General features: G+C 37.5%; 14 protein-coding genes. 4 read left to right on the top strand and 10 right to left on the bottom strand.

The window, feature by feature from the left end:
- Positions 1–9: 9 nt before the first annotated feature.
- The 8 genes from OTK00_RS03530 to OTK00_RS03495 form a co-directional block, all read right to left on the bottom strand.
- A complete protein-coding gene (locus tag OTK00_RS03530) occupies positions 10–2,295 on the bottom strand; it encodes a fibronectin type III domain-containing protein (protein ID WP_052670860.1) in 2,286 nt (761 codons plus the stop codon).
- A 40-nt stretch (positions 2,296–2,335) separates the two neighbouring features.
- Positions 2,336–2,653, bottom strand: a complete 318-nt coding sequence (locus tag OTK00_RS03525) for a fibronectin type III domain-containing protein (RefSeq protein ID WP_052670858.1) — start codon at positions 2,651–2,653, stop codon at positions 2,336–2,338.
- Between the two features lie 90 nt (positions 2,654–2,743).
- Positions 2,744–3,901 (bottom strand): non-hydrolyzing UDP-N-acetylglucosamine 2-epimerase, encoded by a 1,158-nt coding sequence (gene wecB / locus OTK00_RS03520; RefSeq protein ID WP_045170117.1) that lies wholly within the window; start codon positions 3,899–3,901, stop codon positions 2,744–2,746.
- Between the two features lie 79 nt (positions 3,902–3,980).
- On the bottom strand, positions 3,981–5,393 hold the full coding sequence (gene hemZ, locus OTK00_RS03515; RefSeq protein WP_045169073.1) for a coproporphyrinogen dehydrogenase HemZ: 1,413 nt from the start codon (positions 5,391–5,393) through the stop codon (positions 3,981–3,983).
- A gap of 97 nt (positions 5,394–5,490) precedes the next feature.
- A complete protein-coding gene (locus OTK00_RS03510; RefSeq protein WP_045169072.1) occupies positions 5,491–6,090 on the bottom strand; it encodes an MBL fold metallo-hydrolase in 600 nt (199 codons plus the stop codon).
- A gap of 40 nt (positions 6,091–6,130) precedes the next feature.
- On the bottom strand, positions 6,131–6,580 hold the full coding sequence (dtd, locus tag OTK00_RS03505) for a D-aminoacyl-tRNA deacylase (protein ID WP_045169071.1): 450 nt from the start codon (positions 6,578–6,580) through the stop codon (positions 6,131–6,133).
- A 6-nt stretch (positions 6,581–6,586) separates the two neighbouring features.
- On the bottom strand, positions 6,587–8,797 hold the full coding sequence (locus OTK00_RS03500; protein WP_045169070.1) for a RelA/SpoT family protein: 2,211 nt from the start codon (positions 8,795–8,797) through the stop codon (positions 6,587–6,589).
- 16 nt (positions 8,798–8,813) lie between these two features.
- Complete coding sequence (locus tag OTK00_RS03495) at positions 8,814–9,341, bottom strand: adenine phosphoribosyltransferase (RefSeq protein WP_045169069.1); 528 nt, start codon at positions 9,339–9,341, stop codon at positions 8,814–8,816.
- Positions 9,342–9,695: 354 nt separating this feature from the next.
- Between OTK00_RS03495 and OTK00_RS03490 the strand changes: the two genes are divergently transcribed.
- From OTK00_RS03490 to OTK00_RS03475, 4 genes are all read left to right on the top strand, one after another.
- The gene (locus OTK00_RS03490; protein ID WP_082054613.1) at positions 9,696–10,142 is read left to right on the top strand and encodes an ACT domain-containing protein; all 447 of its coding nucleotides are present in this window, start codon (positions 9,696–9,698) and stop codon (positions 10,140–10,142) included.
- 32 nt (positions 10,143–10,174) lie between these two features.
- Complete coding sequence (locus OTK00_RS03485; RefSeq protein ID WP_045169068.1) at positions 10,175–11,431, top strand: homoserine dehydrogenase; 1,257 nt, start codon at positions 10,175–10,177, stop codon at positions 11,429–11,431.
- A 40-nt stretch (positions 11,432–11,471) separates the two neighbouring features.
- The gene (gene thrB / locus OTK00_RS03480; RefSeq protein ID WP_045169067.1) at positions 11,472–12,398 is read left to right on the top strand and encodes a homoserine kinase; all 927 of its coding nucleotides are present in this window, start codon (positions 11,472–11,474) and stop codon (positions 12,396–12,398) included.
- A gap of 97 nt (positions 12,399–12,495) precedes the next feature.
- The gene (locus OTK00_RS03475) at positions 12,496–13,722 is read left to right on the top strand and encodes an aspartate kinase (protein WP_045169066.1); all 1,227 of its coding nucleotides are present in this window, start codon (positions 12,496–12,498) and stop codon (positions 13,720–13,722) included.
- Between the two features lie 38 nt (positions 13,723–13,760).
- Here the strand turns inward: OTK00_RS03475 and OTK00_RS03470 are convergent, their stop codons facing one another.
- Positions 13,761–14,525: a DeoR/GlpR family DNA-binding transcription regulator gene (locus tag OTK00_RS03470; protein WP_045169065.1), complete on the bottom strand. Its 765-nt coding sequence runs from the start codon at positions 14,523–14,525 to the stop codon at positions 13,761–13,763.
- Between the two features lie 151 nt (positions 14,526–14,676).
- Positions 14,677–15,231 (bottom strand): GNAT family N-acetyltransferase, encoded by a 555-nt coding sequence (locus tag OTK00_RS03465; RefSeq protein ID WP_045169064.1) that lies wholly within the window; start codon positions 15,229–15,231, stop codon positions 14,677–14,679.
- Position 15,232: the final 1 nt, after the last annotated feature.

Genomic DNA, 15,232 nt, shown 5'->3' with positions numbered 1-15,232 from the left:
ATCCATTTCTTAGTTGTTCAAAATCTTTTCGGCAGCAGCAATATAATGAACAAATTCATCTACAGGTATATACTCCACCGGATTCAAATCTGCATCCAAAATACCAATTGATAGCATAGCCAGGATATACTTTTTGTACCTTCCATCGGGATTGAAACTGGTTGTCTTTGTAATCAAAATGTTATCAACCGAGGTACTCTTCTTTGCTTCGTACACCCTTGCAAGAAGATATATTGCTTCCTGTCGGGTAAGGTTTCCGTTTTTTATGGTTTCTGGCTGCACAGAAAACACCTTTTTCAATAGCTGTGCTGCATATTCCTGGGTTAAAATCTGTGAAAAATTGGTGTACAAACCGGTCAGTTCGTATTTCTGTGCAAGATAAACTATATCATCTCTGTATCTGCTATTTGTATAAGCTGACGAAACTGAAGTTTTCAAAATTCCATATGCTCCTGTTTTGTTGGTATTAAATACTATTCTATTTGCCAATTTGTCTGTATCAAAATTATTTATAAAGACATTATCCGAAAAGCTATACACAACCCTTGTTTGGTTTTGATCAATGCCTGATTGATTGTAAAACATTGTAATGCTTACAGGCTTTACAAAATTTGAAATAACCACATCATCGTTATAATAGTATCTGGCTGTCAATTTAAAGCTTACAATCTCTGAATTTAATTCATAGCCCGGCGGCGGGGAAGCATTTATAATCTTCATCTCTGCAAATAGCAATATACCCGTTTTGTCAATATTATATCTTTTAGAAAGGCTTTCAACCTCGGGCACATTTAAAGCTCCTGCGGGTATCTTTATGATTGTGTTTTTGTATTTCAAAACAAGGTTTTTCTTTGCATTTTCGAGCAAATCAGCTACTTTATATGAAAACTGAGCTTGAGCTTTTGCACTGCTGTATGCCGCCTTTGTAAAGTCAATGACAAATTCACCTGCAGAAACCCTTTGTATTTCATCCTGGGCATTCTGGTCAATTACATACAGGTAGTATTTATCCGGGCTATTTTCTAAAACAACGGTTACCTGTTTTTGATTTTGGATTTCTTTAATTCTATTCTCCTCCTGCTCTTTTAACTTTCTCTGCTCATCTTCAAAATCACTTTGATTGAACAACGTCCTTGCTAAGGTTTCGGCAAACAAAGATACTTTACCTGTTGGAATATGAATACTTCTTACTCTTATATGGTAAAGGGTATTGGATTTAAGATTTCCAATATAAAACCTGAAAATTGCCGTTTTTGAGTCAATTATTGAAAAAGGAGAGATATTCCCCGAGTAGACCATTGAAAATACAGTATCTGTATCCGTTTTGACAAAAATCTGGTAGCCATAAGAGGGGTTTGCCTGCCACTGTATACTAATACCATGTCCGCTTGAGTCTCTTGATACAACAATCAAATTTTCAGGTTTTTCAATAGGCGATGTTGTTACTGCTATACTTCCCCAGTAAGACTCCATATCATTCTCAATTGCCTTTATTGAAAAGTAATACAGTGTATTTGGTGCAAGGTTTGTAAAAGTACAGGGAGGTTTTACATTTATATAAATCTTTGCGCCAACAGAAGCGTTCTGAGAATATACATCATATACAACTCTGTCTACTACAAAACCACCCGAAGATGTCTGAGAATAAATCTCAACTTTTTGCTTTAAAGTATTTGTAAAATATCTGATTGTATCATCCAAGCTCAAGCTATTATCTTCTAAAAGCCTGAAAGTCTGCAAAATCACATAGGATTGATTTTGCTTTGTATCCCATCTCAATTTCACCGATGTCTGGCTCAAAGCTCCATCCTCTGGTGCTATCATAAAGTTTCTGGGAATCTCAGGTCTTGAGATTGCCGGTGGTACCTGCTGGGGCTTTGTTGCAGCAACATATGCTTTGCTGAAATTTGAAAAATAATCCCTGTCAAAAAGAGAAACTCTCACTTTAAATCTGATGTAATAAACAGTATTTGCCTCAAGACCGTTTATCTCAATCTTTCCTTCATCATTCTTCAAGCTGCTACTTGAAATCTCAAAAAATTTGATAACTCTGCTTTCATCCCATGTAGATTTACAAACGTACACCTGATAGTATACCGCCTCTTCAACACTCTGATAGTTTAAAAACTCCTGGCTATTTCTTACAAAGTCATACACACTTGAATGCACATCTTCCAAAAGCTTATCCTGATACGTATAGATTGTAATCCTGCTCACATCAGACTCTACCTTTGTTACAAAATTATCATCAACGGGTGGAACAATCAATGTCACAACAGGCTTTGTTGTTCCCACAAATACAAGTGAAAAATCTGATTTTTTTGGATTGTTAGGGTCAGAGACATTTATAAACTGTTGCTGGTTTTAAACCCGTTACATCACAGTATGTATTGGCAGTAACTGTTGAAAAATCTATCTGGGTATTTGAAGAAGCAGCACTTACCTGGTAGGTTGCAGCATCTTCGATTGCATTCCACTTTACAGTAATGGAATTTTTTGTTATCATATAAACCCCATTGCTATCGCGCATTACCATCAAATTTAACCAGGAACTCAGAGTCTGAGAAAATCCCTGCACGCTAAAATCAAGGTTTGATATGAAAAGCCCTACAATACATAAAATCACAATAATTTTTTTGAAAATCCTGTTCATAAAATACCCCACCCTGCAAATAAAAAATTTAACCATTTTTATTTTTTCATATTGATAAAATCGGCCAATTACAACATTTCATAAAGATATTCACACATACAGATCACTTCCTTTAAATTCCTCTGGCTTTTCTTTCCTGTAACCAAAATAGTACAAAAGCGCATCTTTTATCCTCCTTGAGGCAAACCCATCACCATAAGGATTTATCGCATGCGCCATTTTAGAGTACTCTTCTTCGTCAGTCAAAAGTCTTTTTACCACATCAACTATATTATGTTTATCTGTCCCCGCAACTTTAACTGTGTTTGCCAGAACTGCTTCAGGTCTTTCTGTTGTGTCCCTCAAAACAACAACCGGCTTGCCCAAAGAAGGCGCCTCTTCCTGAAGCCCACCCGAGTCTGTCAGGACAAGATAGCTTCTTGCTATGAGATTGTGCATATCATCAACATCAACAGGATCTATCAAAATAATTCGTGGATGATTTCTCAAAATCCTCTCTGCAGCATCCCTAACATTGGGATTTAGATGAACAGGGTATACAAAAAGAACATCGTCAAACTGGTCGGCTAAATTTGCCACTGCTTCAAATATGTTCTCAAGCGGTTTTCCAAAATTTTCCCGCCTGTGAGCTGTAAGTGTTATAACTTTTTTTGTGTAGTCAATCCGGTTTAAAATTGGCTCTCTGAATTTGTAATCCTTTTGCACAGTATATTTTAACGTGTCAATCACTGTGTTTCCTGTTACAAAAATGTCCTCCTCTTTAATCCCCTCTTTTAACAGATTCAATTTTGCCCTTTTTGTGGGTGCAAAGTGAACGTCACAAAGGGCTGCCGTGAGTTTTCTGTTCATTTCCTCCGGAAATGGTGAATATTTATTGAAAGTGCGAAGCCCTGCCTCAACATGCCCAATCTTTGTCCTATAATAAAAAGCAGACAGAGCTGATGCAAATGTTGTGGTTGTGTCACCATGCACCAGAACAATGTCTGGCTTTTCTTTTTTTAAAACCTCCTCGAACTTTAATATAACATCGGCTGTTACAGAATAAAGACTTTGATTGTGCTTCATAATATTCAAATCATAATCAGGTTTTATATCAAATATCTCCAGAACCTGGTCAAGCATCTGCCTGTGCTGAGCTGTTACGCATACCCTGACATCAAAGTTTGAATCATTCTGAAGTTCTTTTATAAGCGGTGCCATCTTTATGGCTTCAGGTCTTGTACCAAATACTATCATGGTCTTTATCATGAACTTTATACCATCCTTTCTTTTGTATTTACAATACTTTGAAAAATTTACTAAAAGTTTGCCCATACCAACCATATTTTTAAACATTTAAAATTCGCGAGATGTAAAGCTGTATATCAGCAGGATTGAACACCCTTTCAATCCTGTCATTTTCAAATACGAATTTGGAAACAGCCTTTGCACCGCAAGCATATATATTGTGCCTCTCCTGCATTATCATAACATTATAAAGCCCTTCAAAACCTCTTTTCGAATACCCAACATTTTCAAAATTGCCTATCATGTTCTTCTGTCTGTACATATAATATGGAATATACCTTTCAGCGCTCAAGATGGACTTTGTCCAATCAAGAAGATTGTTTACTGTACCTTCGTCCATAAACCGGTACTCCTGCCACCTGAACCTCAAAAGACTTGCGCGTTTAATTGAGAGTGTATGAACTGTAATTGAAGCAGGATTTAAATTCAGCACATCATAAATTGTCTTTTGAAAGTCTTCTTCACTTTCATTTGGAAGCCCCAGAATCACATCGCTGTTTATGTTCTCAAATCCATATTCTTTGGCAAGCTCAAATGCTCTTTTAATATCCTCAAATGTGTGATTTCTGCCTATTATTTGAAGCGTTCTGTCATTTGATGTCTGCGGATTTATACAAAGCCTCATATTAAAATCCCTTTTGTAAACTGATAAAAGCTCCAGAAGACTTTGATCTATAGTATCCGGCCTTCCTGCCTCAAACGTAATCTCGCGAATATCCTCTTTGTTCAAGCTGGCAAGTAAACTTTCAAAAATCTTTTTTATATTTCCGGCACCCAAAATTGCCGGACTTCCCCCGCCAAAATAGATGGCAACTATCCTATTTTTATTTTTCTCAATAATTTCATACGTTCTTTCAAGCTCTGTCAAAAGCGCCTGAGTATAAAGGTCTAAAAGTGACTCAGTCTCCCTGTTAAGTTCATTACAAGAAAATGAGCAGTACAGGCATTTGGTGGGACAAATGGGTATTCCAATATACAAACATGCTGCAAGAGGATCAACCTTATTTAAAACATCAATTTCGTTTTGAGCAACCTCAAAAAGAAGAAGCCCTTTCTTTTTAGCTATATAATACTCTCTTTGCAAATACTCACAGGCTTCCCCGGCTGAAAGCTTGGCCTCCACAAGCGGGTATGCAATCTTGGTTGGTCTTATCCCCGTCAAAATACCCCATGGAAGTTCTTTACCAGTCAAAGCCTTTAAAACATCGTAAAGATTTCTACCAAATATCTTTTTTGACTCATGCTCATCATCTGTCAGCATAAAACTTCTGACCAAAATCTCTTTTCCGGCCTTTTTTGCTTTTATTGTAACAAAAGAGTTTTCAAACAGCGCTTCAAAATGGACATCTCCACCGTTTCCAAACTTTATCTCTACGCCTGGATAAAATGCGCGTATTATATGTTGAAAATCATATAAAAATTTCTGGCTGTTTGAGTAGTATGTAATCTTCAACTTTGAACTTCCCCTTTTTTCAAACATGTCATTGTAAAACATAAAATAAAAACTTATAGCTTCTTTTTAGCTATAAGTTGGATTTTTATTCATTCTTTCAAAAATTTTTAAGCTCCTGGGCTATTGTTGTAGGAATCCCGTGACCCGGATAGACTTTTACATCACCCGGTAAAATCAGAAGTTTATTCTTTATAGACTCAAAAATTTGCCTCTCGTCACCAAGTGGAAGATCGCCTCTTCCAAACGAATCTTTGAAAAGTGTATCTCCCGAAAAAAGGATACTATTTTCATACAAAAAACAGCTCGAACCAGGTGTGTGACCGGGTGTGTGAATAACCTTCAATTTAAAGCTTCCAAACTCAAGTATATCGCCATCTCTGAAATATCCATCACAATTTATTATTGTCTCATTTCCCACCATATATGAAAGATTATAATTCGGTGTCATCAATACGACTCTCTCATCCTCATGCGCCCAGATTGGAATCTTAAACCTCTGTTTCAGGTAATGGCAGCCCAGAATATGGTCAAAATGACCATGAGTAAGAAGGATTGCAGATGGTACAAGATTATTCTCTACAATCACACTTTCTATCTTTGTTGCATCATCCCCCGGGTCAATTATTACAACTTCCTTTTCACCAAAAACATAGCAGTTTGTCAAGACATCCCCAACCTCAATACATTTAAAAAACATTTAAACTCTTTACCCCCTCTACTTTTATAAAACAAAAACTTCAAAAAACTTTTTTGCTATCAAGCAGAATTGTCACAGGACCATCATTTACAATCTCAACTTCCATATGAGCCTGGAAGATTCCACACTCAACCCTGCCAGCAAGCATTTTTAACCTTTCCACAAAATAGTTGTAAAGCTTCTCTGCTTTTTCTCTGTCTGCTGCAAACATGAAATTTGGTCGTCTTCCCTTTCTTGCATCACCCATAACCGTGAAATTTGAAACAACCAGAACTTCTCCTTCGACATCTTTCAGCGACAGATTAAATTTAGACGCTTCATCTTCAAATATCCTGAGATTTACAATCTTGTCGCAAAGGTAATTTGCATCTTCTTCTGTATCATCGCTGGCTACACCAAGCAATACACAAAGACCCCGTCCAATCTTTCCAACAATCTGATCATCCACAGCAACAGATGCTTTCTTTACCCTCTGGATTACTGCTCTCAATACTTTTTATCCCCCTTTTACACGCTGAACATCAAATACGCTGTCAATCTTTCGAAGCTTTCTTATTATCTTTTCAAGCTGCTGAATTGAGCTTATCTCAACAGTGAGGTTTATGTTTGCAATCCTATCACGCGTGGTTCTCCCCTGAATTGCCTTTACCGAAATCCTGTTCTCACCAAGCAGGTTTGTTATATCCATCAGGATACCTGTTCTATCATTTGCCAGAATATTAATCTGCGCATCAAACTTGGCATCTTTTGTAACATTCCACTCAGCTTCCACTATCCTCTCAGGCTCTTTTAAGTACTGTTCAACATTGGGACAGTCACGCCTGTGGATTGAAACACCTCTTCCTCTTGTGATATATCCTATAACCTCATCCCCGGGAACAGGATTGCAGCACTTTGCAAACCTGACAAGCACATTTTCAACACCTTTTACTAAAATACCATTGTTAGAAGAAGCTTTTGCCGGTTTTGGTCTCTCTTCTATTTGAACTTCTTTAACCTCATCCTCTTTAATGTACTTTTTTATCTCCTCTTTAATCCTCAGGGCAATCTTCCCAACAGTAATTCCGCCGTAGCCAAGTGCTGCAAACATATCCTCAGGTGTTCTGTATCCATAACGCTGTGAAACCGCCTGCAGCACATCCTCTTTAAAAGCATACTGCAGCGGAAGATTCATCTTTTTGATTTCTTTTTCCAATATGTCTTTGCCTTTCTGGATATTCTCTTCTTTTCTCTCTTTTTTAAACCATGCATTTATCTTGTTCTTTGCCTGAGGACTTTTAACAATCTTCAGCCAATCCTGGGAAGGACCATGTACGTTTGGCGATGTAATAATCTCCACAATATCTCCATTTTTGAGCTCATAGTCAATCGGTACAAGTTTGCCGTTGACTTTAGCACCTGCCATCCTGTTGCCTATCTCGCTGTGAATTGCATATGCAAAGTCAATAGGCGTTGACCCCTGTGGCAGGCTTATAACATCGCCTTTTGGTGTAAAAACAAATACTTCATCAGAAAACAGGTTAATTTTTAAAGATTCCATAAACTCTTTTGCATCTTTTAATTCTTTTTGCCACTCTAAAAGCTCTCTGAGCCATGCAAACTTCTCATCTTCATCAGTGGACTTTATTCTTCCTTCTTTATATTTCCAGTGAGCAGCAATTCCATACTCTGCCGTCCTGTGCATGTCAAAGGTCCTGATTTGAACCTCAAACGGCTCACCTTCAGGTCCAATGACAGTTGTGTGAAGCGATTGATACATATTGGGTTTTGGCATTGCTATATAATCCTTAAAGCGACCCGGCATCGGTTTGAACAGTGTATGGATTATCCCAAGAACTCCGTAACAATCTTTTATAGAATTTACAATAATCCTTATGGCAAAAAGATCATAAATTTCCTCTAACGTCTTTCCCTGCTGCCTCATCTTTCTATAGATGCTGTAAAAGTGTTTTGGCCGACCATCTATCTGACCAACCTCAATGTTTGCTTCTTTAAGCTTTTCAGAGATGAGATTAATTATCTTTTTGATATATTCTTCTCTCTCAACTCTTTTTTTGGCAATCTTCTCAACAAGGTCATAATACCCTTCCGGGTCAAGATACCTCAAAGACAGGTCCTCAAGCTCCCATTTTATCTTTGAAATTCCCAGTCGGTGAGCAAGCGGTGCGTATATGTCAATAGTCTCCTGAGCTTTTTGACGTTGCTTTTCAGGTGGTAAATACTTCAAAGTCCTCATATTATGAAGCCTGTCGGCAAGCTTAATCAAAATTACTCTTATATCTTTTGCCATTGCAATGAGCATCTTGCGATAGTTCTCTGCCTGCTGCTCAAGCTTGCTTGTAAACTCAAGCTTCCCCAGCTTTGTCACACCATCAACAAGGTTTGCAATCTCACTACCAAACTCCTGTTCGATCTGCTGTAACGAAACAGAGGTATCCTCCACAACATCATGCAAAAGCCCTGCCACAATGGTTGCAATATCAAGTTCAAGGTCAGACAAAATCAACGCAACTTCCAAAGGATGTACTATATATGGTTCACCGGAGCTCCTTTCCTGACCGTCATGATGTCTTCTGGCAAACTCATATGCCTTTTTGATTAAGCTGATATCTTCCTCTGTTGCGTACTTTTTCACCTTTTCTATAAGCTGATTAAATTTCTCATCCAAAGACCAGTTCACCTCGATGGACCACTTCTTTTGGTCCATTTTTTTATACTTAAATTTAAATTAAAGAAGACTCAAACTGGACAACAGACCTCACATCATAACCTTTTAAGTTTTCTCTCCCATTCAAATAGGTAAGTTCAACAAGGTAAGCAATCCCAACAACCTTACCGCCGAGCTTTTCAACAAGCTTTATGTTGGAAAGCGTTGTACCACCGGTTGCCAAAAGGTCATCTATAATGACAACTTTCTGCCCGGGCTGAATTGCATCAATGTGCATCTCAAGAACATCCTTGCCATATTCAAGCTCATACTCAACCGAAACTGTCTTATAAGGAAGTTTTCCTTTTTTCCTTACAAGTACAAGTCCTTTGTTAAGTACATATGCAACCGGCGCACCAAAGATAAACCCTCTCGATTCAGGTCCAACAATAAGGTCAAAGTCAAGGTCTTTTACCAGCTCTACCAGAGAATCAATTGCATACCTGAATGCATCCTTGTCCTGCAAAACTGTTGTTATATCAATAAAATCTATACCCTCTTTGGGAAAGTTCAAAACGTGTCTGAATTTTTCCTTAAGGTTCATTTTATATCCTCCTGCTTCTCTATTAAAATTCGTGTTTACGATATTTAGTATATCAAAAAAATTAATATTTTTAAAATACCTGTTTATCAAACTCACTTAAAGAGAACAAAAAGCTCTTTTTCTTTCCTTATATGAAACAAAAGGGCTTTTTATATAAAATCCATGCCATCAAAAAATACAAAAAAGCATTAAGTTATAATTTCCAGTTTCATCAAAAAAAGTGTTGCATTTAATATTGCAATTTAGAATATAATATTCAATTTAAAAATATCTCTTTTTATACTTGAATTTTAGATGAGATTGTGTTAAAATCCATTCCATAAAGACATTTGTTCTTATAAGGTGAACAAGCTGATGCTGAAAAAAGACGCCACTTACTATATCGTTGAGGAAAGTGTGCTGCCTGAAGTCTTTTTAAAAGTTATCAGAGCAAAAGAGCTTCTGGAAAAAGGTGAGGTCAAAGCTGTGAACGAAGCTGTGAAAGTTGTGGGAATTTCAAGAAGCGCTTTTTATAAATACAAAGACTGTATATTCCCTTTTTTTGAAAGCTCCAGAGGGAAGATAATCACGCTTGCACTTGTCTTGCAGGATATACCCGGAATTCTTTCAAAGATACTAAACATTATATCAGAGACAAATGCCAATATACTTACAATTAACCAGAATATTCCATTAGGTGGAGTTGCAACTGTTACAATATCCATCAGAACATCTGAGATGACAAAGTCTGTTAAAGAGCTTATTCAGGAAATTGAAAAGGTAAACGGCGTCAAAAAGATTGAAATTCTGGGAAGAGAATAATGCAAAAGTTTCAAGAAGGAGGGAGACTAAAATTGGTAAAAATAGCTATAATGGGATTTGGTGTTGTTGGTTCAGGTGTATGGGAAGTTCTTACAAAAAATGCAGCGTCTATTGCCAGAAGAGCAGGAGATGAAATAAAAATCAAATATATTCTGGACATTCGCGACTTTGATGACCATCCGGCTAAAGAGCTGATCATAAAAGACTTTGAAAAAATTCTAAATGACGATGAAATCTCCATTGTGGTGGAAACAATTGGTGGACTTGAGCCTGCATATACTTATACAAAAAGGCTTTTAGAAAAAGGAAAGCATGTTGTAACATCCAATAAAGAGCTTGTTGCAAAGCATGGTCCTGAACTTTTAAAGATTGCAAAGGAGAAAAATATCAACTACTTCTTTGAAGCAAGTGTCGGCGGTGGAATACCAATTATTAGACCTCTGCAGAACTGTCTGGCAGCAAATCAAATAACCGAAATCGCAGGTATTCTGAATGGCACCACCAATTATATTCTCACGCAGATGAACAAATATTCACTGTCATTTGAAGAAGCTCTAAAGCAAGCGCAGGAAAAAGGCTATGCTGAAAGGAATCCGACAAATGATATTGAAGGGCATGATGCCTGCAGAAAGATTGCCATTCTGTCTTCAATTGCATATTCCCACTATGTAAATTACGAAAGCATCTATACAGAAGGTATTTCAAAGATTTCCAAAGAGGACATGGAATATGCTGAGGAACTTGGATGTACCATAAAGCTGATTGCCATGAGCAAAAAGCTGGATAATACAACTGTTTTTGCAAGAGTAAGCCCGCTTATGATACTCCAAAAAAGTCCTTTTGCAAATGTGGACGATGTATTCAATGCAATCCTGGTAAGAGGTGACGCAATAGGGGATGTGATGTTCTATGGTCAGGGCGCCGGGAAGCTTCCAACTGCAAGTGCAGTTGTGGGGGATATAATCGACATTGTTAAGCACATTGACAAGTCATATGTATACACATGGGGAATTTCGGGCGATATCAAGGTTCTGGATATAAATCAAACATCATGCAGATTTTTTGTAAGAGTAAAATACAAAGACATCACAAAAGCAAAAGATGCTGTTTCCATTATTTTCAATGATTGCATGATTGTTAACACTCACAAACCAATTGGCGAAAACGAGTTTGCTTTTGTAACCCATGAGCTAAAAGAAGAGGAATTCAAAGAAAAAATATCCCAGCTTGAAAAACTGCCTGCTGTTGAAAAGGTTCTGTCAGTAATCAGATATGATGAGAACATATAAACTCTAAAACAAATCAGAATTCTGGAGGTAAGCTGCAAAAATGATTTCTGTAAAGGTTCCGGCATCATCGGCAAACCTTGGTGCCGGATTTGACTGTATGGGAGTTGCATTAAAACTCTATAACATCATTGAAGTAGAAGAAATTGAAAAAGGGCTTGTTATAACTTCCAACCCGGACGATCCTTCGATTGCCAAAGATGAAAACAACCTTGTATTCAAAGCAATGAAGACTGTATTTGATGAAGTTGGATGGTATCCAAAAGGTTTGAGGATAAATCTTATAAATGAAATTCCACTTACACGCGGGCTGGGCTCATCTGCTGCATGTATCTCCGGCGGGATTTATGCTGCAAACCTTCTGTGCGGTGGAAAACTCTCCGAAGAAGAGATGATTTTCTTAGCAGCCAGGATGGAGGGACACCCCGATAACTCAACACCTGCAATGATTGGCGGGCTTGTATTTGCGGTACTGGAAGAAAACAGGGTAAATTACATCAAGTTTGTTGTGCCAAACAGGCTCAAGTTTGCAGTGTTCATTCCTGATTTTCAGCTATCCACTGAATATGCAAGAAATATTTTGCCAAAATACATTGATTTCAAAGATGCAGTTTTCAATGTGGGAAGAGCAGCACTGTTTGCAAGTGCAATTACAACAGGAAACTATGAACTTTTACCTGCTGCAACACAGGACAGACTCCATCAGCCTTACAGAAAAAATCTTATACCTGACTTTGATAGGATTGTGAATTTGTCTCTGGAATTTGGTGCAAAAGGTGCGTTTCTGTCAGGTGCCGGACCTTCCATAATAGCATTGATTGACGAAAATTACGATATATTTGAAAATAATGTTAAAAGCGCTCTAAAATCACTGGATTTGAAAGCAAAGTGGGACCTGATGATTTTAGAGGCTGACAACAGCGGTGCAACAGTCTTCTCTGTGCAAAGCAGTAGCAGTTTTAAAAGATAAAGCAATAATTTAAAAAATAAAGTATAATATAATATTATTCAAAGCCATAATAAAAGACCCAGTAAGTTTTAGTTTTAAAAAAGGGAGGGGACAAAAATTGGGAATAGTTGTTCAAAAGTATGGCGGAACGTCTGTTGCAGACAAAGAGAGAATATTTAGAGCAGCAAGACGTGCCATAGCTGAGTACGAAAAGGGAAACAAGGTTGTTGTGGTTGTCTCTGCTCAGGGCGATACAACCGATGAGCTGATTGAAAAAGCAAAAGAGATAAATGAAAATCCATCCAAAAGAGAAATGGATATGCTACTTTCAACAGGTGAACAGATATCAATTGCTCTTATGGCAATGGCAATCGAAAAACTCGGCTATCCTGTAATATCTCTTACCGGCTGGCAGGCAGGAATAAAGACAGATAGTAACTATTCAAACGCAAGAATCAAAGAGATTGATACAGAAAGGCTTCAAAGAGAGCTTGATAAGAGAAACATAGTGGTTGTTGCAGGTTTTCAGGGAATAAACAAATATGATGATATTACTACCCTGGGTCGTGGAGGGTCTGACACAACAGCTGTGGCTCTGGCTGCGGCTTTGAAAGCTGATAAGTGCGAAATTTATACAGACGTTGACGGTGTTTACACAGCAGACCCAAGAATTGTTCCAAACGCCTCAAAGTTAAAAGAGATCTCATATGATGAGATGTTAGAGCTTGCTACGCTGGGTGCAAAGGTTCTTCATAACAGGTCTGTTGAGCTTGCAAAAAAATACAATATCCCCATAGTTGTCAGGTCATCTTTCAATGACAATGAAGGAACAGTTGTAAAGGAGGTAAGTTCTGTGGAAAAGCTTTTAGTTTCAGGTGTTGCTTGTGACAAGGATATTGCAAGAGTTGCTGTGATTGGAGTTGAAAATGTTCCCGGAAAGGCGTTTCAGATATTTTCACTGCTGGCAAAGGAAAATATAAACGTTGATATAATTCTGCAGTCAATTGGAAGAGAAAAGACAAAAGACATATCATTTACTGTGTCAAAGAACAATCTCAAGCAGACATTGGATGTTCTGACAAAGAATCTTCACATAATCGGCGCAAAGGACATAACATATGCAGATAATGTTGCAAAGGTGTCAATTGTAGGTGCGGGAATGGTTAACAATCCAGGTGTTGCTGCAACTATGTTCGAAGCACTTTACGATGCAGGAATCAACATAGAGATGATTTCAACATCAGAGATAAAGATTTCTGTTCTGATTGACGAAAAGGATGCTGAAAAAGCAGTAAGAGCTATACATGACAAGTTCAAGCTGCATCTTTTAAACAATGGAAAATAACAAAAAGGGGCTTTTGAAAGCCCCTTTTAAACTGCTTTTCAGCAATAGACAATTTCCACATTCTTCTCTCTTATAGCATTTTCCTGGCTTGGTAGCAGTACTTTGTCGGTGAATATAAAATCCACATCATCCAGTGTTGCAATGTTGACAAGTGCTGTCTTGTTCATCTTTGTATGGTCAGCAATCATAAAAACCTGATCTGCTATTTCAATCATTATTTTCTTGACCTGTGCTTCAAGCTCATTTGACTCTGTAAAACCTTTTTCAATGTCAAATCCTTTACATGAAATTATAGCTTTGTTTGCATTAAGGGACTTCAAAGTATTCTCTGCAATAGGTCCAACAAGTGAAAGTGATCTATTTCTCAGTGTCCCACCAGTGGATATTACTTTGATATTATCCTCAAAAACTTTTAGCTCATTTATTATCTGTTCAGAGTTTGTAATAACTGTTATCTTCTTTTTGGTTTTTAATAACTTTGCAACCTGCAGAGCTGACGTGCTTGAGTCCATAACAAGTGTATCGCCATCTTCGATATACTTGATTAAAGTCAGAGCTATTTGTTTTTTACCCTCAATATTGGTTACATTTCTAAACTCAAATGGGATGTCAACATTGTAGTTTTCAACCAGAACCGCTCCGCCATATGTCCTTTTCAAAAATCCTTCCTTTTCAAGCTTCTCAAGGTCGCGCCTGATAGTCTCTTCTGTAACATTAAAAAGCTTTGCAAGCTCGGGTACAAGAACACTCTTATTTTCATTGAGCATTGCCATAATCTTTTGTCTTCGTTCAATTGCAAGCACCTTCCTACTTACCTCCCCCTGTAGATTTCAAACAAAGTACCTTTTTTTGAGAAGCAAATCTGCATTTTGAGGCTCCAAAACCAGCATCACCGCAATTGATATTTTTATTGTTTCTCTTTATTTGTTTTTGCTTTTTTATTTTTTTATTATATCATATCTGTGTTCTGTTTGCTATCTTTTCGAAATCCTTTCTTATCATACCCATTATGATAACATCATGAAACTTTCCATCAATAAACCTTGCCTCACGCAAAACTCCCTCAATTTTAAACCCGCATTTCTGATATGCTTTAATAGCTCTTATGTTGTCATCGAATGTGTCAAGTTCTATTCTGTTTATATCAAGTGTTGCAAACAAGTATTTTACAAATGCTTTAATTGCGTCGGTGCCAAAACCTTTCCCCCAGTACTCTTTCTCACCTATGTGAATGCCAAGCACAACCACCTTGTTTACAGGGTCATAGTCGCGATAAGAAATAGATCCAATTGGTTTTTTATCTTTTGTTTCAACTATAAACCTTTTAATACTTGAGTTTGAACGCGAATAATACCATCTTCTGAACTCACCAGCAGATGTATAAGAAACATCCTTTACACCACGTGCCCAGAAAGCAACCTCCGGGTCATTTGACCATTTCTGGAGGTACTTTAAATCCCCCCATCTCAGCTCTCTGATATTTACAAGATCACCCTTTGCAATTAACATC

The sequence above is a fragment of the Caldicellulosiruptor morganii genome (assembly GCF_026810225.1).
Taxonomy (GTDB): Bacteria; Bacillota; Thermoanaerobacteria; order Caldicellulosiruptorales; family Caldicellulosiruptoraceae; genus Caldicellulosiruptor; species Caldicellulosiruptor morganii.
Note: the sequence above shows the minus strand (reverse complement) of the source record. Positions and strands in the feature narration are given on the sequence as shown.